This is a genomic window from Pseudomonas sp. G34, assembly GCF_031119625.1.
Taxonomy (GTDB): Bacteria; Pseudomonadota; Gammaproteobacteria; order Pseudomonadales; family Pseudomonadaceae; genus Aquipseudomonas.
Window position 1 is genome coordinate 1 of record NZ_JAVHZV010000009.1, and the last position, 19,707, is coordinate 19,707.

Consider the following 19,707-nt stretch of genomic DNA (forward strand, 5'->3'; position numbering starts at 1 on the left):
CCATGTTGTTTCAACCAGCGGTGATCTGGTCTAAAAGCGCCAAACGGACTCATAGCTCAGCTGGATAGAGTACTCGGCTACGAACCGAGCGGTCGGAGGTTCGAATCCTCCTGAGTCCGCCATATCAAAAGGGCCTGCAGCGATGCAGGCCCTTTTTCTTTGCCTGGCGTTCCTCCCCTAGCGTTTACCGGTCACGCAGTCGTTCTGGTCGAAGGTGACGGTGCGCCGCTCGTTGTTGTGCCTGCTGGCGTAGTGGTAGGTGGTCTGGCCGTTACGCGTGCTGATGCGTTCGGGCTTGCCCAGGGCACTTTCCACGTCGCTGCGTGTCATGCCGGCGCGCACCTGCTTTCTGATGATCGCCTCGCGCCTGGCGTTGCCGGTAACGGCGTTGTCGCAGCCGTCCTGCCGGCCGCCAACCACGGTCAGGCTGTTGTCGCTGCTGCTGATCCTGGGGGCGCCATCGTCGCTTCGCGGTGTTGCCAGCGGAACGGCTGCGCCGCTTCCGGGTCTTGGATTATGGGCACGCTGCTCGCGCTGTTGCTGATTTTCGCTGCAGCCATGGCGGGTGAAGGAAACATGGCCGTCGCTGTCCTCGCAACGAAACACGCTCGAGGCGGGTGAGGGGGTAGGGCAGAGCAAGATGGCGCAGATAGCTGCGCCGTGCATCCAGTGCATGGTGGCGTCCTCCTTGGCCTGTGCGGACAAGCTTAGCGGATGTCTTCGCAGCTGCCAGGTGTGGCAGCGTCGCAGCAATCGGACTCGCAAAAGCATCTCAGGAAAATGCTGCAAGCGCTTGTCTTGCCATGCCTTTGTCACTTACGTGGTCGATTGGCATGCTATTATTCGCGCCGTCAGCCCCGCCGGGGCTTGTGGATCCCTTCCATGGACTTACCCAGTAGTAACTCAGAATTCCAAGTGTGCAATCACGTATTGACTGATTGACCCTCGCTGGCGCGCGCCGCCGCTGGGGGCGGAGTGTGCCATGACCGAAGTAGAAGCCAAGAAGCCGCAAGAAAGCCTGCAGGATCGACTCGCTCAGGTCGTCGAACTGTTGCAGCGGCATCGGCTGGTCGAAGACCTGACCCATCGCCAGGACGGCCCGCACCACGACCGCGTCGAGGGTCTGGTGCACCGGCAGAATCTCGCCGAGCTGCAGCGCAAGCTCGACGAGCTGCACTCTGCCGACGTTGCCTACATCCTCGAAGCCCTGCCGCTGGAAGATCGTCTGGCCATCTGGCAGCTGGTCAAAGCCGACCGCGACGGCGATATCCTCCTCGAAGTATCCGATGCCGTCCGTGAAACCCTGCTGGCCGACATGGAGGATCACGAGATCCTCGCGGCTGCCAAGGAGATGGATGCCGACGAACTCGCCGACCTGGCCTCGGAGCTGCCGCGCGATGTCGTGCACGAGCTCATGGAAACCCTCGATGCGCAGCAGCGTGAGCGGGTGCGCTCGGCGCTCTCCTACGAGGAGGAGCAGGTCGGTGCGCTGATGGACTTCGAGATGGTCACCATCCGCGAGGACGTGAGCCTCGAAGTGGTGCTGCGCTATCTGCGTCGCCTCAAGGAGCTGCCAGGGCATACCGACAAGCTGTTCGTGGTCGATTACGACGGTGTGCTAAAAGGGGTACTGTCGATCAAGCGTCTGCTGGTCAATGACCCGGAGAAGCAGGTCGCCGAGGTCATGGCCAATGACCCGGTGAGCTTCCACCCTGACGAGGATGCCTACGACGCTGCCCAGGCCTTCGAGCGTTACGACTTGATCTCGGCGCCAGTGGTGGACAAGAACGGCAAGCTCATCGGTCGTCTGACCATCGATGAGATGGTCGACCTGATTCGTGAGGAAAGCGAAAGCGAAGTCCTCAATATGGCGGGTCTGCGCGAAGAAGAAGATATCTTCGCCTCGGTCTGGAAGTCGGTGCGCAACCGTTGGGCCTGGCTGGCCGTCAATCTGGTCACGGCGTTCATGGCCTCGCGGGTCATTGGTCTGTTCGAGGGTTCCATCGAGAAGCTGGTGGCCCTGGCCGCGCTGATGCCTATCGTGGCCGGTATCGGTGGCAACTCCGGCAACCAGACCATCACCATGATCGTGCGTGCCATGGCGCTCGATCAGGTCAGTACCGGCAATGGCAATACCTCACGGCTGATCCGCAAGGAGCTGGGCGTGGCATTGATCAACGGTCTGGTCTGGGGTGGGGTGATCGGGGTCGTGGCCTACGGCCTGTATGACAGCTGGTCGCTGGGAGTGGTGATGACTGCGGCGATGACCCTCAACCTGTTGCTTGCCGCCTTGATGGGCGTGCTGATTCCCATGACCCTGATGCGCATGGGGCGTGACCCGGCGATGGGCGCCAGTGTGATGATCACTGCGGTGACCGACAGTGGCGGCTTCTTTATTTTCCTGGGCCTGGCGTCGCTGTTTCTGCTCTAGGGGTCTGTTGGCTGCCAACAAAAAAACCGGCCTTGAGCCGGTTTTTTTCATCGCCCGCAAGTGGCGTCAGGGGCGTTCCCCGAGTGGTGCCGGTGCCGAGCTAGTCGTCGTTGCCGGCGGCCATCTCGGCGTCGTGCGCGATCAGGGCGACGAGGGCGTTCTGCTGGCGGCGCGACAGCTGTCGAAAACGCTGCAGCAGCTCTCGCTCGTGCAGCGACAGTTCGGGGCTGTCGAGGCGGACGCCGAGCTCATCATCATCCAGGGCACCTTCCTGAAGCATGCTCTGCTCCAGGCGAGCGATGATTTCGGAGTTCATGCTGCGATGGTGTTGGCGAGCCACATCAGCGATGCGTTCGCGCATGCCGTCGGGCAACCGAACGACGAATTTGTCAGCCGTGCGGCTGGAGTAGATAGCCTGTTTCATAGGGCGCATACATCAACCAAATTAGTTCAGGGAAACGAAGCTGTAATGGCATATAGCTACGGAAGGTCTGGGTTCTGACCATCTTTCGCGCCTGCCGTTCAACGACGTCGGCATTTTGTCTGGTGATCGTACATCTTTACATCGGATATTTGACGCCAATTACGTGTCGTATTCTGGCCTGTGTACCGGCTTATTGCCAGCACAACTTATCGAAATTGATTCCGATTGCGCGCAGCGTCGCATTTCTTGTGGATGGCAGTGGGCCGCACTTGGCAAATTTCGCGCGTTATCGAGATAAAAAATTCGTTTTTATGCAGGTGAGTGCGCTGTCAGCTCTTGTGCCGGCGAACTGGGTATCATCGATGGCGCCGTGTCGATCATCGCCAGCGGCGATGCAGGCGGTTCGATGCAGGTGAATTTTCGCTCGAGATGAGGTGTGCGCATGAACGAGGGCAGGCTGGTCTACCTGATGGGACCTTCCGGTGCCGGCAAGGACAGTGTGCTTCAAGGTTTGCAGCAGCATCTGCATGGGCGCCGCTGCCGGATTGCGCGCCGCGTCATCACACGGTCGGCCGAGGCGGCGGGCGAAGAAGCGCTTGCCGTTTCAGCGCAGGCCTTCGACGACCTGGAATCGGCTGGAGCATTCGCCATGGTGTGGCGTGCCAATGGCTTGGCCTATGGCATTCCCAGGGAAATCGATACCTGGCTGCTGGAGGGTTATCAGGTGGTGGTCAATGGATCACGGGGCTACCTGGAGCAAGCGCGCAAGCGCTATTGGACCCTGCTACCAGTCCTGCTGGAGGTCGAACCCGCCATCCTCAGGGCCAGGCTCAATGCGCGCGCCCGTGAGAGCGCCGATCAGATCGAGGCGCGGTTGGCGCGTAGCGCTGCGTTCACCGATGACCGCTCGCTACGTGAGGATCCGGGCATCGTTCGGGTTGATAATTCGGCAAGCCTCGAGGTCACGGTGAGGCGGCTGCTGGAGATCATCGAAAGCCACCCGACCGCTGAGGGATAAGCCGGATGGTGCGCTTTTCAGCGCAGCACAGGGTCGAACTTGACGCGCTTGCCAATCAGCAAGGCCACTGCCAGTGCCACGCCGCTCACCGCCAGGGTGATCTTGGCGGCGGCCATGAGCCATTGAGCTTGATCGGGTACGGCCAGCAATCCGGCGGATAGAAACGCGATCAGCAGAAACGCTACAGCGGGTTTAGACATCATGTGCTCTCCTCGCGCGGCAGGGTTGCCATCTAGAAAAAGGGATCGTGGGGGCCATTGTGCTCATCGTTCGAGTTGTGCGGTGGGACGCCATCCGCGAGCCCATCGATCAGCCAGATGGCAGCACAGGTAATGGTGGCCAGTAGCAGGACGAAACCAGGGAAGAATACGCTCCACATGATCAGTGCTCAGAACGTGAAGCGCTGTTGTGGACGAGGCTGCCATTCACCGGTGGTCAGCGGCTTGGCCGCGAACTGGCCGGGCTCGACCGTGGTGGCGTGCTCGAATTGCACCGGGGTGGCGCGCATCTGCTGCACCAGCTGCATGGCGGTTGCCTGTTGCTGATTGTTCTGGAAGTTGGCGAATGCGGCCCCTGCAAGCAAGGTCAGGGCGATGGCGGTGGCCAGGGCGATGAGGCTGTTCATGGGGTGGGTTCTCGCATTCGAATTCTATGCAAGTGAAATAGCAGTTCCCGTGCCAGGAATTTAATTAAAAAATATCCTTTAAAATCAATATCTTGTAATTGTTTGGGGTGGCTGTCTCCGTGCATCTTGCAAGGTGGCCGAATTGCCGCATTGCAAAATGCAAGATGGGCCGGACAGCTCAATCCAGAGGCAGTTCAGTGGTGCGCTTGACTTCGCTCATCGCGATGCCTGAATGGGCCTCTTGAACGTGGGGTCGTTGCAGTAGCTGGTCGCGCAGAAACCGCTCGTAACTGGCGATATCCCGCGCTATCACCTTGAGCAGGTAGTCCGAGCTGCCGGCCATGGTGTAGCACTCGATGACCTGAGGGTACCCGGCAATCGCGCGCTCGAATTCATCGAGGTTGCTGCGCCCGTGGGCCGACAGTTTGATGCTGACGAATACCGTGATGGTGAAGCCGAGACGCTTGTGGCTGAGCAGCGCCACCTTGCGCTCGATGAAGCCCTCTTCCTGCAGGCGATTGATCCGGCGCCAGCACGGCGACTGGGAGAGCTCGACCTTCTTGGCGATTTCCGCCGCACTGAGATCGGCGTTGCGTTGCATCAGGCGAAGGATGCGGCGGTCGATGACGCTCAGGGAGTCATGCATGTTCGTTTCCTATTTTTGCTTATTTTCGAAACGTTCATGTGCAGTATTGGCATTGACGGCATAAATGGGAAAGAAAAAATCATCCTGCTCCGGTCTATGCTTAAGACAGCCATCCACACAGTGATACTAGGGTCTGTTGACGTTTCACGCACGGCCGCGCCGGAGCCCGTTTTTGCGCGAGGCAAGGCACGAGATGCGAAGTTTGGTGGGCCAAATGAGCCATCGAGTAACGCCGCATCGCGCAAAAACGGGCCCGGCCCTTCGGGTTGCGCGAGAAATCTCGCCATGCGTTGTTGGAGGACTTGGCAAGGGAACAACCATTGCCTGCGTCCTCCGCCTAGCCTGGCGAGATTTCTCGCGGCAACGCGGCTCGCGTTGAAACGTCAACAGACCCTAATGGATGCGGGCAGGTGATTAACCGTGTCACCTGACAGGTCGCTATAAAAACAACAGGAGCGCCGTCTTATGTCTCTGGCCGAAATCCGTCTGGACGACAAATACCGTCTCGCGACGGGTCATTTGTACCTCACCGGCACCCAGGCGCTCACGCGTCTGCCCATGCTGCAGAAGCAGCGGGACGCGGCCGCCGGATTGAACACCGCCTGTTTCATCTCCGGCTATCGCGGCTCACCCCTGGGTGGGCTGGACAAGAGCCTGTGGGAGGCCCGCGAGTTTCTGCAGCAGAACGCCATTCATTTCCAGCCGGGGGTCAACGAGGAGCTCGGGGCCACGGCGGTGTGGGGCAGCCAGCAGACCAATCTGTTTCCCGGCGCTCGCTACGACGGCGTATTCGCCATGTGGTACGGCAAGGGCCCAGGTGTGGACCGCAGCGGCGACGTGTTCAAACACGGCAACTCCGCTGGCGTATCGCCCCATGGTGGCGTGCTGGTGTTGGCCGGTGACGACCATGGCTGCAAGTCCTCGACCATCGCACACCAGAGCGAGCACGCCTTTATCGCCGCCTCGATGCCGGTGCTCAACCCGGCCAACGTTCAGGAAATTCTCGATTACGGCATCATCGGCTGGGAACTGTCGCGCTACAGCGGCTGCTGGGTGGCGCTGAAAACCATCGCCGAAAACGTCGACTCTTCGGCGGTGGTGGATGTCGACCCGCAACGTATTCAGGTCACTCTGCCAGATGACTTCGAGCTGCCCGAAGACGGCGTGCACATTCGCTGGCCCGATCCGCCCCTGGCGCAGGAAAAGCGTCTCAACGTCTACAAGATCTACGCGGCCCGGGCCTTTGCCCGTGCCAATGGCCTGAACAAGGTGATGCTCGATTCGCCCAACCCGCGGCTGGGGATCATCACCACCGGCAAGTCCTACCTGGACGTACGCCAGGCGCTCGACGACCTGGGACTGGACGAGGCGCTCTGCGCGCAGATTGGCCTGCGGGTATTGAAGGTCGGCATGAGCTGGCCGCTGGAGCCGGTGTCGGTGCACGGCTTTGCCGAGGGCCTGGACGAGATTCTCGTCGTCGAGGAAAAACGCAGCATCATCGAGGATCAGCTGACCGGGCAGCTCTATAACTGGCCGGTGGGCAAGCGGCCCAGGGTGGTCGGTGAGTTCGACGAGCAGGGCCAGTCCCTGCTGCCCAACCTCGGTGAGCTGACCCCGGCGATGATCGCCCGGGTCATTGCCCGGCGCCTGGCGCCGATCTACACCAGCGCCGCGATCGAAGCGCGCCTGGGCTTTCTCGAGGCCAAGGAAAAGGCCCTGGCGGCGCGCAGTTACAACACCGTGCGCACGCCGCATTTCTGTTCCGGCTGCCCGCACAACAGCTCCACCAAGGTGCCCGAAGGCAGTCGCGCGATGGGTGGCATCGGTTGCCACTACATGACCCAGTGGATGGACCGCAGCACCGAAACCTTCACCCAGATGGGCGGCGAAGGGGTGACCTGGATCGGCCAGGCACCGTTCACCGATACCCCCCACGTGTTCCAGAACCTCGGCGATGGCACCTACTTCCATTCCGGGCACCTGGCGCTGCGCGCCGCCGTCGCGGCGGGGGTGAACATCACCTACAAGATTCTCTACAACGATGCGGTGGCCATGACCGGCGGGCAGCCCGTGGATGGCGAGCTGCGTGTCGACCAGCTCAGCCAGCAGGTGTTCGCCGAGGGGGTCAAGCGCATTGCGGTGGTCAGCGACGAGCCGGACAAGTACCCGAGTCGCTCGACCTTCGCGCCGATCACCAGCTTTCATCATCGCCGCGAGCTCGACGCCGTGCAGCGCGAGCTGCGCGAGTTCAAGGGCGTGTCGGTGATCATCTACGACCAGACCTGCGCGACCGAGAAACGTCGCCGTCGCAAGCGTGGCAAGCTGGTCGATCCTGCGCGCCGCGCATTCATCAATGCCGCGGTGTGCGAAGGCTGCGGCGACTGCAGCGTGAAGTCCAACTGCCTGTCGGTGCTGCCGCTGGAAACCGAATTGGGGCGCAAGCGGGAAATCGACCAGAACGCCTGCAACAAGGATTTCAGCTGCCTGGATGGTTTCTGCCCGAGCTTCGTCACCGTGCACGGCGGCCAGCTGCGCCAGCCCCAGGCGCTCGGCGCCGGGGCGCTGTTCGTGGCCTTGCCGGAGCCGCGGCAGCCGTCCCTGGAGCGGCCCTGGAACATCCTGCTGCCCGGTGTCGGCGGCAGCGGCGTGACCACCGTGGGTGCGCTGCTGGGCATGGCCGCGCACCTGGAAAGCAAAGGCTGCACCGTGCTCGACCAGGCCGGCCTGGCGCAGAAGTTCGGTCCGGTGAACACCCATGTGCGCATCGCCGCCCGGCAGGCGGATATCTACGCCGTGCGTATAGCGGCCGGGGAGGCCGACCTGCTGATCGGCTGTGACCTGGTGGTGGCCGCCGGTGAAGACGCCTTGGCCAAGCTCAACGAGAAGGTCTCCCACGCGGTGATCAATGAGCACGAAGCCGCCACCGCGGAATTCACCCGTAACCCTGACGCCCAGGTGCCCGGGCCGGCCATGCGCCAGGCACTGATCGACGCCGTCGGGGCGGAGAAGACCTGGTTCGTCGATGCCACCAACCTGGCAACCCGTTTGCTTGGCGACAGTATCGCCACCAACCTGTTCATGCTCGGCTACGCCTATCAGAAGGGCCTGGTGCCCCTCAGTGCACAGGCCATCGACAAGGCCATCGAGCTGAACAACGTGGCGGTCGAGTTCAACCAGCAGGCCTTTCTGTGGGGCCGCCGTGCCGCCTATGACGCTGCCGCCATCGAGCGCCTGGTGCGCCCGCAGGGGGCCGAGAGCAAGCGTTGCAGCACGCTCGATGCGATCATCGAAGATCGCGTGGTGCGTCTGACGGCTTACCAGAACGCCCGCTATGCCGAGCGCTATCGGCAGTTGGTCGGGCGCGTCCGCGCCCGCGACAATGATCCGCAGCAGCGTCTGAGCGAGGCGGTGGCGCGCTATTACTTCAAGCTTCTGGCCTACAAGGACGAGTACGAGGTGGCGCGCCTGTACAGCGATGCGGCATTCAGCGAGGCACTGCATGCGCAGTTCCAGGGTGATTTCCGCCTGCAGTTCCACCTGGCACCGTCCTGGCTGAGTCGCACCGATCCGGTCACGGGAGAACCCCGCAAACGCAGCTTCGGCCCCTGGATGCTCAGTGCCTTCAAGGTACTGGCCAAGTTGCGCGTACTGCGAGGCACCTGGCTGGATCCGTTCGGGCATAGCGAGGAGCGCAAGCTGGAGCAGGCGTTGATCGGCAACTACGAGCGCAGCATCGGTCAGTTGCTGGAGGCGCTGGATGCCAGCAATTATGAAACCGCGCTGGCCATCGCCGAGCTTCCGGAGCAGATCCGTGGCTATGGCCACGTGAAGGAGAAGGCGGTGCAGCGCATGCGCACGCAGGAGCAACAGTTGCAGGCGAGGCTCGCGAGCGGCAAGGCAGTGGTCGTGAAGCTGTTCGAGCCCGCCGCCTGAGTTACTGCACTGACATGACAAATCCGGCTGCGCTGGGTAACATGCCGGCCGGCGCCCTAAGGGCGCCGGATCGATCGGGTCTCCTTAGTTCAACGGATAGAATAAGCCCCTCCTAAGGGCTAGATGCTGGTTCGATTCCAGCAGGGGACGCCATGATCCGCATGCCCGACCTCAATGGCGGTCGTGTCGCCAGTTTGCGTTAGCCTGAAAAAAAGCAAAAAAAGACCCGGCAAAAAGCCGGGTCAATAACCGTGATTAGCCTGATGAGGAGATAAACTGGAAGCAACCGACCAGGAAGCATTCAGATTATCAACCAGCCTCGCGGCTGGTGATGTAGATAATACTCATTCTCGATTGATAGTCAATAAAAATAGTTCTCATTTATTCTTTTCCTTGCCGTTGATTTTTTGTGTATTGAAAATCAGCGACTTGCATGCGCACTAAATCCGCTTCGTGCATGTCAACTTCACCGCACTCAGGCTACGCTAGGGCAATCCCCAGCCTGGTGAACGACATGAGCGAAGACAGCGACGACACTTCCCGCCCCGAACCGTTGACTGCCGCTGAAGCGCGCATCCTGGGCTGCCTGATCGAAAAGCAGGCCACCACCCCTGAAGCGTACCCGCTGACCCTGAATGCGCTGGTGCTCGCCTGTAACCAGAAAACCAGCCGTGACCCGCTGATGAACCTTACCCAGGGTGCAGTAGGCCAGGGGCTGCGGAACCTGGAGGAGCGCGGTTTCGTGCGCCTGGTCATGGGCAGCCGTGCCGATCGCTGGGAGCATCGGATCGACAAGGCGCTCGAACTGGTGGCGCCGCAGGTGACCTTGCTCGGTCTGTTGCTGCTACGGGGGCCGCAGACCACCGGTGAGCTGTTGACGCGCAGCAGCCGCCAGTATGATTTCGACGACACCCAGCAGGTGCAGCACAACCTCGAGCGAATGATCGGTCGACAGCTGGTGGCCCTGGTCAGTCGTCAGGCGGGGCAGCGTGAGGATCGTTATGCCCAGCTGCTCGGTGATCCCGAGCAACTGCAGGCGCAACTGCAGGAACGGGCGCAGCGCCAGGAGCCGTCGAGTGCTGGCTCGACGGAGCGCCTTGAGGGCCTCGAAGCGCGTATCAGTGCCCTGGAGGCGCGCCTGGCGATGCTGGAAAGCAAGGCTGCCGACTGAGCCGTGGCCAATTGCTCGCACGGTGCTTGAAATGAGTGAACTGTGCCCGGCGGGCACCATCCATATGGCACAGCGGCAGCTTGGTAGCCCTGGATGCTGGGCGGCTTGCCAGCGCGCCCGTCGAACATAGGCCTGCTCTCAAAGCGGGTACAAGGAGTTGTTGCAGCCCAATGCGCCTGATCTGGAAATCCTTCAGTTCCCTCTATATCGCCACCGTCCTGATGTTGCTGGGCTCCGGCCTGTTGAGCACCTATCTGGCGTTGCGCCTGGCCGAATCCGGTGAAGGGGTATGGGCCGGTGCGCTGATGGCGGCCAATTATTTCGGCCTGGTGCTGGGCGGCAAGATCGGCCACCGGTTGATCGCCCGGGTCGGTCATATTCGCGCCTACGTCGCCTGTGCCGGCGTGGTGACGGCGGCAGTGCTTGGCCATGGCCTGCTCGACTGGTTGCCCGCGTGGCTGGTACTGCGGGTACTGGTCGGCCTGGGCATGATGTGCCAGTACATGGTGATCGAGAGCTGGCTCAACGAGCAGGCGGAAACCAAGCAGCGTGGCCTGGTGTTCGCCGGTTACATGGCGGCGTCCTATCTGGGTCTGGTGCTCGGCCAGCTGGTCCTGGTGGTGCATCCGACCCTGGGGCTGGAGCTGCTGATGCTGGTGGCGTTGGCGTTCGCCCTGTGTCTGGTTCCGGTGGCGCTGACCCGACGCCTGCACCCTGCGGCCTTGCACCCGGCACCTTTGGAGATGCGCTTCTTCTTCAAGCGAGTGCCGCTGTCGCTGACCACCATCGGTGTGGCGGGCCTTATGATTGGCTCCTTCTATGGCCTGGCGCCGCTCTACGCGGCCGAGATGGGGCTGGCGACCGAGCAGGTCGGTATCTTCATGGGGTGCTGCATTCTCGCCGGCCTGATCGTTCAGGCACCGCTTGGCTGGCTGTCCGATCGCTTCGACAGGGTCAAGCTGATCCGCGGTATGGCAGGGATCATGGTGGTGGTCGCCGCACCACTGGCCCTATTGTCCGAGGCTCCCTTGTTGTTGCTGATTTCGGTGGGTTTCACCGTCAGCATGCTGCAGTTCAGCCTCTATCCGCTGGCCGTGGCGTTCGCCAACGACCACGTCGAGACCGATCGGCGCGTGTCGCTGACCGCCATGCTGCTGGTGACCTTCGGCGTCGGTGCCTGTATCGGGCCGTTGCTGGTTGGCGTGCTGATGCGCTTTTTCGGCGCCAACATGCTGTATGCCTTCTTCTGCGTCTGCGGGCTGTTCCTGGTCTGGCGGGTGCGTTCGAACATCGTTACCCACCTGCACCAGGTCGACGATGCGCCGCTGCACCACGTGGCCATGCCGGTGAACATGACGGCCTCGCCATTGATTGCTGCGCTGGACCCACGCGTCGACGAGCTGGACGTGCAGGAGCAGATGCAGGAGCCCGTGGCAACCGAGCATGCCGAGGGCGAAGAGAGCGCATCGGAGCCGCCAGCAGCAGCTCCTCAGGCTTGATTCCTAGAGAAAGGTATCGCTCTCGAAGCGCCGTGCCTCGCGTTGCAGCTGGTAAACGAAGCGTTCGATCAGCCGTTGCTGCAGGCCGCTGAGGTTGTCGAAATGCAGGCCGGCAAAGGTGACGTCGAGCTTGTCGTCGTAACGCACGTGGCGCAGTTCGATGGCCGTTTCCAGCTTGCCGACCGGCAGTTGTGCACAGAACGTCTCGTAGATCTGCCCGGGCTGCAGCTGCTTGCTGACGTCGCCGGCGAAGCGAGCCTTGCAGCCCGATGCCGAGATATCCAGCATCAGGCCGTCGAGGGGCGTGCGCAGGCGTGTTCCGCCGAGCTGCACCTTGACCTGTTCCGACTGCTTGAGGGGGGCACGAAAGGCGTTGCGGCGCTGGTGGTAAAGCACCTCGCCAGGGATGGCGCCAACGTAGCAGCGTTCTCCCTGGTGCTCACCTTTACGCATGCCGGCCGGGCAATCCCAGGCGATGCGTACGCCGTCATGTTGCGACTCGACGCTGAAGGCTTCGCCATTTTGCAGATAGCGTTCGCCATCGCTGGGAATCATCTCATCGAGAACCAGCAGGTTACGCTCTCGATCAATCTCGATCACGTAGCTCTGGAAGCGCTGGTTGCGCTCATGGAATGTAAGGGTCAGCGGGTCATGGTGTTGTTGCAGGATACGGAGGTTGGCAATGATCTCCACGGGCGCCTTGAGCACCTTGGGAGGTTGCGGCCCACTGTCCTGAGCGAAGGGGTTGGACACGGTCCAGTGATCTCCGGGGGCAAGGTACTGCAGCGTTAGGTGAAGCACTGTGTGCATCACCGCGCATCTTGTCGTTATGTCAGGCCTGACTGAGCGGGCGCTTGTTGCCGATCTTAGCGGTACTGCCGCTGCTGTCATAGAGGGACGGCGTTTCGGCGCCACGCAGAATGCCGAGCATGCCGGCCGTGGACTTCTGGCTGGAGCGAATGACTCGGCCATTGCGCAGGTTGGCTTCCTGGCAGCGTTCGAGCAATTCGCTCAACCGCTCGCTGAGCTGGAGCAGCTCGTCACCCTTATCCGAGCGCTCGGCGAGCGCTTGCAGGCCTGCCCGATCAGGGCTCAATTGCAGGCTGAGCAGCGCTTGGCTGCGGTTCCTGCCGTGTTGCTCGAGCGTGGCCAGCAACGGTTGTTTGCTGGCCAGAATGTCCTGCAGTTTGCTCAGGTCATGTTCGCCAAGGGCGTCATATTCGGCGTCGATCAACTCAAGCAGTTGCGCTGCGTGGCCGATATCCTCGTTGAACAGGTCGAGCAGGGGCGTGATGTTCATGATTCAGGCTCTCTGGGGTGAAACCTCCAGGCGCGTCTACATGGCAGCAGACTGGCGTCAGGTTGGTTTCCGGGCGTCCAACACCCCAGAGCGAGCCGAAGACTAGCGCTGGGATTCGAAGTTGAGCAGCTTGCTGGCGACGCGCTGGCTGTCGACCTGGTAACTGCCGTCAGCGACCGCCTGTTTCAGCTTGGCCACTCGATCACTGTCGACGGTAGGCTGGTCACGCAGCTTGTCGACGGTTTTCTGCAACTGTTGTGCTTCGCTGCTCAGCTGCACGGACTCGCCGCTCTTGCTGCCTGCAGCTGTCGGCTGAGCCGCAGCGGTGCTGCCGGCGGCCTTGTTGTCGATGGCTTCGTTCTTGCCGCCCTGGGTGCTGCCTGCACGGGTCGTGCTGGCTGGCGTGGAGCTGTTGAGTCGGTTGAAGTCGATGACCATGATGCAAAACCTCTGACGGTGTGTGGACGCTTGCCTAGTGTGTCGGCTGTGCCTGGAAAAACTTTAGGCAAAAAAATTCGCGTCGCTGACACAGTCTAAAGCAGCCTTGTCCGCTCGTCAGCCAGTGCGTTGCGCGAGCCGTTCTCACATCGATACTTCCACCTGCCCGGGGCCCACCACGCGCGCGCGCACCACCCGTTGCGAACGCTGGTTGCGCACGCTGATCTGCTTGCCCACCGTGCCATCGGAAAGCGCTTCGCCGGGCATGCGCACGCTGATTCCGCCGCTGCGTGCGCTGATCACCACCTGATCGCCACGGCGGATGACCTCCGCCTGGCGGATGAAGGTGGGTGACAGTACCTGATCGGGCTGCAGCGGGCGGGTGGTCTTGCGGCCAAGCGCCTGCTCCAGGTCGATCAGATAACCCTGGTTGAGCAGGCCGACGTCGCGCTCGGCGAGCGTCAGGTCGCCTTCGCCGAGTACCCCTTCACGCTTGACTGGGCGTACCACGGTGACCACCTCGCGGTACAGGCGCACCTGGCCGGGAACGAATACGGTCCAGGGGGAGGTGCCATCACAGCGCACCCGCACCGTGACCCGACCAACGGGTTCGGCCGGTGTTTCCAGGGTGGGCGTCAGCGGCTTGTCGCACAGCGGCAGGCGCAGGCGCGGGTCGAGGCGATTGATCTGCACCTCGTGGCGCGCCTGGATACTGCTGCGCTGCAAATAGTCTGCAACTGCCTGCTCAAGAAAGCGCTGGGTCTCGCCGATAAGCTGATCGGGCAGGGTGACGGAGGCAGTTGTCAGCGTGCTATAGCCGAGCGCCAGCAAAGCAGGTAAAACTGCCAGGCAACGAAGGCTCTTGGCTTTCGCGCGTCGGATAATTGTCATTTGTGCATTCATGTCTGGTTCGAAGCAAGGCGCGTGCCGCCTGCTACGCTAACCAAATCTGATGTGTTACTGGAATCTTGGGAGCCCGTACATGGCCGGTGTGATGGATTCGGTCAACCAGCGAACTCAGCTGGTTGGGCAAAATCGCCTCGAACTGCTGCTGTTTCGTCTCGACGGCTCTCAGCTGTACGGGATCAACGTCTTCAAGGTGAAGGAGGTGTTGCAGTGTCCGAAACTCACCATCATGCCCAAGTCGAGCCCGGTGGTGCGCGGCGTGGCCAATATTCGCGGCGGCACGATTCCGATCCTGGATCTGTCCATCGCCACTGGCAAGCGGCCGCTGGCTGACCTCAATGGCAGCTTCGTGATCATTACCGAATACAACACCAAGGTGCAGGGTTTCCTGGTGCGCTCGGTGGAGCGCATCGTCAACATGAACTGGGAAGAGATCCACCCGCCACCCAAGGGCACCGGGCGTGATCACTACCTGACGGCGGTTACCCGGCTGGATGACAAGCTGGTCGAGATCATCGATGTCGAGAAGATTCTCGCCGAGGTGGCGCCTACCTCCGAGGCGATTTCGGCAGGTGTGATCGATGACGAAGTGCAGACCAAGGCCGTCAGCCAGCACGTGCTGATCGTCGATGATTCTTCGGTCGCCCGTAAGCAGGTGATGCGCTGCCTGCAGACCGTTGGCGTCGAGGTCACGGCGCTCAACGACGGACGCCAGGCGCTGGAGTTCCTGCGCACGATGGTCGAGGAGGGCAAGGCGCCGGAGCAGGAATTGCTGATGATCATTTCCGATATCGAGATGCCGGAAATGGACGGCTATACCCTGACCGCGGCGATCCGATCCGATCCGCGCATGCAGAAGCTGCACATTCTCCTGCATACTTCACTGTCTGGCGTATTCAACCAGGCCATGGTGAAGAAAGTGGGGGCCGACGACTTCCTGGCGAAGTTCCGCCCGGATGACCTGGCTTCCCGCGTGGTGGAGCGCATCAAGGCTGGCTGAGGTTTTAGCGTTATCAGGGCTGGCGTTTAGCGTCAGCCAAACCGGCGAGCGTTTCATGGAGCGTTCGTCGTATCCGATTCAGTAGATGGGCGAGGCCTCACGAGTGTCTTCAGGTAATTTGGATTTTGAGCAATTCCGGATCTTTCTGGAAAAGGCCTGTGGCATCGTGCTGGGCAGCAACAAGCAGTACCTGGTCTCCAGCCGGCTGAACAAGCTTATGGAGACCGCCGGCATCAAGTCCCTGGGCGAGCTGGTGCAGCGCATGCAGAACCAGCCGCGCAGTGGTTTGCGCGAGCAGGTGGTCGATGCCATGACCACCAACGAAACCCTGTGGTTTCGCGACACCTATCCCTTCGAAGTGTTGAAGAATCGCGTGTTGCCCGAGCTTATCAAGGCGTATCCCGGGCAGCGCCTGCGCATCTGGTCGGCCGCCTGCTCGTCGGGGCAGGAGCCCTATTCGCTGTCGATGAGCATCGATGAATTCGAACGCAGCAATATCGGCCAGCTCAAGGCGGGCATCCAGATCGTGGCCACCGACCTGTCGCCCACCATGCTGAACAACTGCAAGTCAGGCGAATATGACAGCCTGGCCATGGGCAGGGGCCTTGCCCAGGAGCGTCTGCAGCGTTATTTCGACCCCAAGGGGCCGGGGCGCTGGGTGGTCAAGCCGGCCGTCAAGAGCCGTGTGGAATTCCGGCCGCTCAACCTGCTCGACAGCTACGCCAGCCTTGGCAAGTTCGACATCGTGTTCTGCCGCAACGTGTTGATCTACTTCTCGGCCGAAGTGAAGAAGGACATCCTCACGCGTATTCACGCCATGCTCAAACCGGGTGGTTACCTGTTCCTTGGTGCCTCGGAGGCGCTTAACGGCCTGCCCGAGAAGTATCAGATGGTGCAGTGCAGCCCAGGCATCATCTACAAGGCCAAGTGATCTAGCTGCAGCGTGAAAAAACGGGAGGCCTTGGCCTCCCGTTTTGTTTGGCTCACGTGCAGTTCGGCTGACAGTGTTCTGTCGCCGCCGCGTCAGAAAAGCGGCAAGTCCTCGTTGATTTTGCCGCTCCCTCCTTGCCAAACGGCGGAAAAGCTTTGCCGCCTGGCCTCTCGAAGCCGCCTGTTTTTCAGCGAACAGCCTGATTTACAAGTAAAAAAATAAATTGGCACGTGCCTTGCTGTGGTGTTTGCACGAAAACAGGCGAGCCGCTACGGCAAAGGTTCCTGAGATGAGCATCAGTTTCGATAAGGCACTTGGCATCCACGAGAAGGCATTGGGCTTCCGCGCCCAGCGTGCCGAGGTATTGGCCAACAACATGGCCAACGCCGACACCCCCAACTACAAGGCCCGCGACCTGGATTTCGCCTCGGTGCTGGCACAGCAGGCAGCCAAGGGCAGCAGCACTGGCAATTCCGGGCTGCAAACCACCAACAGTCGGCATATCGCAGCAGAAGGCGTGCCAATGGGCGATGCGGCCCTGGCTTATCGCATCCCTACTGCTCCATCGATCGACCAGAACACCGTCGATGCACAGGTGGAGCAGGCCAATTACGCCGAGAACGCGGTGGCCTTCCAGACCAGCTTCACGCTGCTCAACAGTAAATTCAAAGGGCTCATCAGTGCCCTGCGTGGTGAATAAAGGAGCCTGATATGTCCCTGACCAGTGTGTTCAATATCGCCGGAACCGGCATGAGTGCCCAAAGTACGCGCCTCAATACCATTTCCAGCAACATTGCCAACGCCGAAACCGTCTCGTCGAGCATCGACCAGACCTATCGCGCCCGCCATCCGGTGTTCGCCACGGTTTTCCAGAATGCCCAGGGCGGTAACAACGGTTCGCTGTTCGCCGATCAGGATCAGTCCGGTGCCGGCGTGCAGGTGCTGGGCATCGTCGAGGATCAGAGCAGCCTGATGCCGCGCTACGAGCCCAATCATCCGGCGGCCGATGAGGCGGGCTACGTGTACTACCCCAACGTCAACGTGGTCGAGGAGATGGCGGACATGATCTCCGCCAGTCGTGCCTTCCAGACCAACGTGGAAATGATGAATACCGCCAAACAGATGATGCAGCGCGTGCTGACCTTGGGTCAGTGAGCCGGGAGTGAACGATGAGCACCGTTGATGGCGTAGGCTCCAGTTCCGTACTGGACAAGTACCAGGTCAAGCAGGACAGCACGCAGAACAAGGAGCTGGGCAAGGACCAGTTCCTCAACCTGCTGGTGGCCCAGCTGAACAACCAGAACCCGCTGGAGCCCCAGGGCAACGGCGAGTTCATCGCGCAGCTGGCGCAGTTCAGCACCGTGGAGGGGGTCGAGAAGCTCAATTCGAGCATGGAGACCATCCTGTCCGGGTACCAGTCTTCCCAGGCGCTGCAGGCGTCCTCGCTGGTCGGTCGCAAGGTGATCGTGCCGGTCGACAAGGCCGTCGTCGATACCAGCGAGAGCTTCAAGGCCAGCGCCGTGCTGCCGACCAGCAGCAGCAACGTGTACGTCAACGTTTACGACAGTGCCGGAACGGTGGTCAATCGCATCAACCTGGGCGAGCAAAAGGCCGGCAACGTCAGCTTCATCTGGGACGGCAAGGACTCCAGCGGCAACGTGATGAAGCCGGGTACCTACAAGTTCGAGGCCCAGGCCACGTACGGCAACGAAACCAAGGGGCTGTACACCATGCTGCCGGCCAACGTCGACAGCGTCACCCTGGGTGGCAACGAATTGATGCTCAACCTGGCGGGGATCGGCAACGTGCCGTTGTCGCAGGTGCAGGTCATTGGTCAGTAACTAACAGGCTGTAACTGCCGGGTTTTCGGCAAGGAGAATTTTCATGTCGTTCAATATCGGTCTTAGCGGCCTGCGTGCTGCGACCAGTGACCTCAACGTGACGGGTAACAACATCGCCAACGCCGGCACTGCGGGCTTCAAACAGTCGCGTGCCGAGTTTGCCGACCTTTATGCTTCGTCGATGCTCAGCAGCGGCTCCAACCCGATCGGTAGTGGTGTGCTGCTCAGTGACGTTTCCCAGCTGTTCAGTCAGGGCAACATCAACTACACGAAGAACTCGCTGGATCTGGCCATCAACGGCAGCGGTTTCTTCCGCACCAGCAACAACGGCGATATCAGCTACACCCGTGCCGGCTATTTCGGCACCGACCGTGAAGGCTTCATCGTCAACAACTTCGGGCACAACCTGCAGGGTTACGGGGTGGATGCCAATGGCAACCTGCAGAACGGCATCATCGGCGACCTGCGGGTGGAAACCTCCAGCCAGGCGCCGCGCTCGACCAGCACCATTACCCAGCCGTTCAACCTGAACTCGACCGAGACCGTGCCGGTACTGCGCCAGAGCGCGTATGACGGTGCCTACCAGACGGCGTTCAACGGTTCGCTGTTGCCAGGCAACCCCAACCCGACGCCGGCGGAAATTGCCGCAGCGACCGCGGCGGCTACCCCGGCACAGCTGGCAGCTGCCAATGCGGCGGGTGCTGCAGCGGGCACCACGGCGGCCAACGCTTCGTTCAATCCAGCGGACCCGACCAGTTACAACCGCTCCACCTCGGTGAACATCTATGACGCCCAGGGTAATGCGCATTCCTTCACCCAGTATTTCGTCAAGACCGGGGCCAACAACTGGGACGTGAAGATTCTGGTCGACGGCCGTAACCCGCTGAACCCAGCCAATACCCAGCCGCTCTCGGCCAACATCAGCTTCGACGCTGCTGGCAAGTTGCAGACCGTCGATCCGGCTGGCCTGAGCGCCGGGCTGAGTGTCAATCCGGACGGCACCATCAGCATGAACGGCTGGATTCCGGCGGCGCCCACCAATGCCGAAGGCACCACCTGGGCCGCCAACGGCTCCGAAGCCAGTGACGCGGTGAAGTTCGACTTCCGCGGCTCCTCCCAGTACAACAGCACCTTCTCGGTGGCCAAGGTCGTCCAGGACGGCTACAGCACGGGTGAGCTGGCGGGCCTGGAAATCGACGAGAGCGGTGTTCTTTTCGCTCGCTACACCAACGGCCAGACCAAGGTGCAGGGCCAGCTGGTGCTGGCCAATTTCGCCAACATGCAGGGCTTGACCCCGGTCGGCAAGACCGCCTGGGTGCAATCCTCGGAATCCGGCGAGCCGGTGGTTGGCACACCGCGGAGCGGCACCCTGGGTAGCCTGCAATCGGGCGCGCTGGAGGACTCCAACGTCGAGCTGTCAGACCAGTTGGTCAACCTGATCGTGGCGCAGCGCAACTACCAGGCCAACGCCAAGACCATCGAAACCGAAAGCGCCATTACGCAAACCATCATCAACTTGCGCTGATAGCGTCAGGGAGCCGTTG

Annotated in this window: 20 protein-coding genes and 2 tRNA genes; 13 read left to right on the forward strand and 9 right to left on the reverse strand. The window is 61.3% G+C overall.

Going from position 1 to position 19,707, the window contains the following annotated elements:
- Positions 1-45 precede the first annotated feature (45 nt).
- Positions 46-122, forward strand: a tRNA-Arg gene (locus QYS36_RS05415).
- 55 nt (positions 123-177) lie between these two features.
- Here the strand turns inward: QYS36_RS05415 and bamE are convergent.
- Positions 178-675, reverse strand: a complete 498-nt coding sequence (gene bamE, locus QYS36_RS05420) for an outer membrane protein assembly factor BamE (RefSeq protein ID WP_308838530.1) — start codon at positions 673-675, stop codon at positions 178-180.
- A 307-nt stretch (positions 676-982) separates the two neighbouring features.
- On the opposite strand from bamE, the gene mgtE reads away from it, so the two are divergent.
- The gene (gene mgtE / locus QYS36_RS05425; RefSeq protein ID WP_308838531.1) at positions 983-2,431 is read left to right on the forward strand and encodes a magnesium transporter; all 1,449 of its coding nucleotides are present in this window, start codon (positions 983-985) and stop codon (positions 2,429-2,431) included.
- Between the two features lie 100 nt (positions 2,432-2,531).
- Here the strand turns inward: mgtE and QYS36_RS05430 are convergent, their stop codons facing one another.
- A complete protein-coding gene (locus QYS36_RS05430) occupies positions 2,532-2,864 on the reverse strand; it encodes an Arc family DNA-binding protein (RefSeq protein WP_308838532.1) in 333 nt (110 codons plus the stop codon).
- A 433-nt stretch (positions 2,865-3,297) separates the two neighbouring features.
- Here QYS36_RS05430 and phnN point away from each other — a divergent pair, with 433 nt between their 5' ends.
- Positions 3,298-3,873: a phosphonate metabolism protein/1,5-bisphosphokinase (PRPP-forming) PhnN gene (gene phnN / locus QYS36_RS05435; protein ID WP_308838533.1), complete on the forward strand. Its 576-nt coding sequence runs from the start codon at positions 3,298-3,300 to the stop codon at positions 3,871-3,873.
- Positions 3,874-3,890: 17 nt separating this feature from the next.
- Here the strand turns inward: phnN and QYS36_RS05440 are convergent, their stop codons facing one another.
- The 3 genes from QYS36_RS05440 to QYS36_RS05450 form a co-directional block, all read right to left on the reverse strand.
- Complete coding sequence (locus QYS36_RS05440) at positions 3,891-4,076, reverse strand: PA3371 family protein (RefSeq protein ID WP_308838534.1); 186 nt, start codon at positions 4,074-4,076, stop codon at positions 3,891-3,893.
- A 185-nt stretch (positions 4,077-4,261) separates the two neighbouring features.
- Entirely contained in the window at positions 4,262-4,498 is a 237-nt protein-coding gene (locus QYS36_RS05445; protein WP_308838535.1) for a hypothetical protein, read from the reverse strand.
- A 178-nt stretch (positions 4,499-4,676) separates the two neighbouring features.
- Positions 4,677-5,144, reverse strand: a complete 468-nt coding sequence (locus QYS36_RS05450) for an Lrp/AsnC family transcriptional regulator (protein WP_111463237.1) — start codon at positions 5,142-5,144, stop codon at positions 4,677-4,679.
- Positions 5,145-5,609: 465 nt separating this feature from the next.
- Between QYS36_RS05450 and QYS36_RS05455 the strand changes: the two genes are divergently transcribed.
- The 4 genes from QYS36_RS05455 to QYS36_RS05470 all read left to right on the forward strand — a co-directional run bounded on the left by QYS36_RS05455 (position 5,610) and on the right by QYS36_RS05470 (position 11,747).
- On the forward strand, positions 5,610-9,077 hold the full coding sequence (locus tag QYS36_RS05455; RefSeq protein ID WP_308838536.1) for an indolepyruvate ferredoxin oxidoreductase family protein: 3,468 nt from the start codon (positions 5,610-5,612) through the stop codon (positions 9,075-9,077).
- Positions 9,078-9,155: 78 nt separating this feature from the next.
- Positions 9,156-9,230, forward strand: a tRNA-Arg gene (locus QYS36_RS05460).
- Positions 9,231-9,591: 361 nt separating this feature from the next.
- Positions 9,592-10,248, forward strand: a complete 657-nt coding sequence (locus QYS36_RS05465; RefSeq protein ID WP_308838537.1) for a DUF480 domain-containing protein — start codon at positions 9,592-9,594, stop codon at positions 10,246-10,248.
- Between the two features lie 170 nt (positions 10,249-10,418).
- The gene (locus QYS36_RS05470; protein WP_308838538.1) at positions 10,419-11,747 is read left to right on the forward strand and encodes an MFS transporter; all 1,329 of its coding nucleotides are present in this window, start codon (positions 10,419-10,421) and stop codon (positions 11,745-11,747) included.
- A gap of 3 nt (positions 11,748-11,750) precedes the next feature.
- Here the strand turns inward: QYS36_RS05470 and QYS36_RS05475 are convergent, their stop codons facing one another.
- The 4 genes from QYS36_RS05475 to flgA form a co-directional block, all read right to left on the reverse strand.
- Positions 11,751-12,557 (reverse strand): flagellar regulator YcgR PilZN domain-containing protein, encoded by an 807-nt coding sequence (locus QYS36_RS05475; protein ID WP_308838539.1) that lies wholly within the window; start codon positions 12,555-12,557, stop codon positions 11,751-11,753.
- A gap of 22 nt (positions 12,558-12,579) precedes the next feature.
- Positions 12,580-13,047 carry a flagellar protein FlgN gene (locus QYS36_RS05480; RefSeq protein ID WP_308838540.1) on the reverse strand — a complete coding sequence of 156 codons (468 nt, stop codon included), beginning with the start codon at positions 13,045-13,047 and terminating at the stop codon, positions 12,580-12,582.
- A gap of 102 nt (positions 13,048-13,149) precedes the next feature.
- Positions 13,150-13,485, reverse strand: a complete 336-nt coding sequence (gene flgM, locus QYS36_RS05485; protein ID WP_308838541.1) for a flagellar biosynthesis anti-sigma factor FlgM — start codon at positions 13,483-13,485, stop codon at positions 13,150-13,152.
- A gap of 144 nt (positions 13,486-13,629) precedes the next feature.
- Entirely contained in the window at positions 13,630-14,388 is a 759-nt protein-coding gene (flgA, locus tag QYS36_RS05490) for a flagellar basal body P-ring formation chaperone FlgA (RefSeq protein ID WP_308838542.1), read from the reverse strand.
- Positions 14,389-14,467: 79 nt separating this feature from the next.
- Here flgA and QYS36_RS05495 point away from each other — a divergent pair, with 79 nt between their 5' ends.
- The 6 genes from QYS36_RS05495 (at position 14,468) to QYS36_RS05520 (ending at position 19,688) form a co-directional block, all read left to right on the forward strand.
- Positions 14,468-15,391, forward strand: coding sequence for a chemotaxis protein CheV (locus QYS36_RS05495; protein ID WP_308838543.1), 924 nt, complete (start codon positions 14,468-14,470; stop codon positions 15,389-15,391).
- Between the two features lie 103 nt (positions 15,392-15,494).
- Positions 15,495-16,322 (forward strand): protein-glutamate O-methyltransferase CheR, encoded by an 828-nt coding sequence (gene cheR, locus QYS36_RS05500; protein ID WP_308838544.1) that lies wholly within the window; start codon positions 15,495-15,497, stop codon positions 16,320-16,322.
- Between the two features lie 289 nt (positions 16,323-16,611).
- The gene (flgB, locus tag QYS36_RS05505; protein ID WP_308838545.1) at positions 16,612-17,022 is read left to right on the forward strand and encodes a flagellar basal body rod protein FlgB; all 411 of its coding nucleotides are present in this window, start codon (positions 16,612-16,614) and stop codon (positions 17,020-17,022) included.
- Between the two features lie 11 nt (positions 17,023-17,033).
- The gene (flgC, locus tag QYS36_RS05510) at positions 17,034-17,477 is read left to right on the forward strand and encodes a flagellar basal body rod protein FlgC (RefSeq protein WP_308838546.1); all 444 of its coding nucleotides are present in this window, start codon (positions 17,034-17,036) and stop codon (positions 17,475-17,477) included.
- A 14-nt stretch (positions 17,478-17,491) separates the two neighbouring features.
- The gene (flgD, locus tag QYS36_RS05515; RefSeq protein WP_192423226.1) at positions 17,492-18,163 is read left to right on the forward strand and encodes a flagellar hook assembly protein FlgD; all 672 of its coding nucleotides are present in this window, start codon (positions 17,492-17,494) and stop codon (positions 18,161-18,163) included.
- A 43-nt stretch (positions 18,164-18,206) separates the two neighbouring features.
- Entirely contained in the window at positions 18,207-19,688 is a 1,482-nt protein-coding gene (locus tag QYS36_RS05520; RefSeq protein WP_308838547.1) for a flagellar hook protein FlgE, read from the forward strand.
- Positions 19,689-19,707 lie beyond the last annotated feature (19 nt).

Bases quoted from the DNA above. Each gene is read 5' to 3' on its own strand.
- bamE (WP_308838530.1), bottom strand. From the start codon at position 675: ATGCACTGGATGCACGGCGCAGCTATCTGCGCCATCTTGCTCTGCCCT.
- mgtE (WP_308838531.1), top strand. From the start codon at position 983: ATGACCGAAGTAGAAGCCAAGAAGCCGCAAGAAAGCCTGCAGGATCGA.
- QYS36_RS05430 (WP_308838532.1), bottom strand. From the start codon at position 2,864: ATGCGCCCTATGAAACAGGCTATCTACTCCAGCCGCACGGCTGACAAA.
- phnN (WP_308838533.1), top strand. From the start codon at position 3,298: ATGAACGAGGGCAGGCTGGTCTACCTGATGGGACCTTCCGGTGCCGGC.
- QYS36_RS05440 (WP_308838534.1), bottom strand. From the start codon at position 4,076: ATGATGTCTAAACCCGCTGTAGCGTTTCTGCTGATCGCGTTTCTATCC.
- QYS36_RS05445 (WP_308838535.1), bottom strand. From the start codon at position 4,498: ATGAACAGCCTCATCGCCCTGGCCACCGCCATCGCCCTGACCTTGCTT.
- QYS36_RS05450 (WP_111463237.1), bottom strand. From the start codon at position 5,144: ATGCATGACTCCCTGAGCGTCATCGACCGCCGCATCCTTCGCCTGATG.
- QYS36_RS05455 (WP_308838536.1), top strand. From the start codon at position 5,610: ATGTCTCTGGCCGAAATCCGTCTGGACGACAAATACCGTCTCGCGACG.
- QYS36_RS05465 (WP_308838537.1), top strand. From the start codon at position 9,592: ATGAGCGAAGACAGCGACGACACTTCCCGCCCCGAACCGTTGACTGCC.
- QYS36_RS05470 (WP_308838538.1), top strand. From the start codon at position 10,419: ATGCGCCTGATCTGGAAATCCTTCAGTTCCCTCTATATCGCCACCGTC.
- QYS36_RS05475 (WP_308838539.1), bottom strand. From the start codon at position 12,557: ATGCACACAGTGCTTCACCTAACGCTGCAGTACCTTGCCCCCGGAGAT.
- QYS36_RS05480 (WP_308838540.1), bottom strand. From the start codon at position 13,047: ATGAACATCACGCCCCTGCTCGACCTGTTCAACGAGGATATCGGCCAC.
- flgM (WP_308838541.1), bottom strand. From the start codon at position 13,485: ATGGTCATCGACTTCAACCGACTCAACAGCTCCACGCCAGCCAGCACG.
- flgA (WP_308838542.1), bottom strand. From the start codon at position 14,388: ATGAATGCACAAATGACAATTATCCGACGCGCGAAAGCCAAGAGCCTT.
- QYS36_RS05495 (WP_308838543.1), top strand. From the start codon at position 14,468: ATGGCCGGTGTGATGGATTCGGTCAACCAGCGAACTCAGCTGGTTGGG.
- flgB (WP_308838545.1), top strand. From the start codon at position 16,612: ATGAGCATCAGTTTCGATAAGGCACTTGGCATCCACGAGAAGGCATTG.
- flgC (WP_308838546.1), top strand. From the start codon at position 17,034: ATGTCCCTGACCAGTGTGTTCAATATCGCCGGAACCGGCATGAGTGCC.
- flgD (WP_192423226.1), top strand. From the start codon at position 17,492: ATGAGCACCGTTGATGGCGTAGGCTCCAGTTCCGTACTGGACAAGTAC.
- QYS36_RS05520 (WP_308838547.1), top strand. From the start codon at position 18,207: ATGTCGTTCAATATCGGTCTTAGCGGCCTGCGTGCTGCGACCAGTGAC.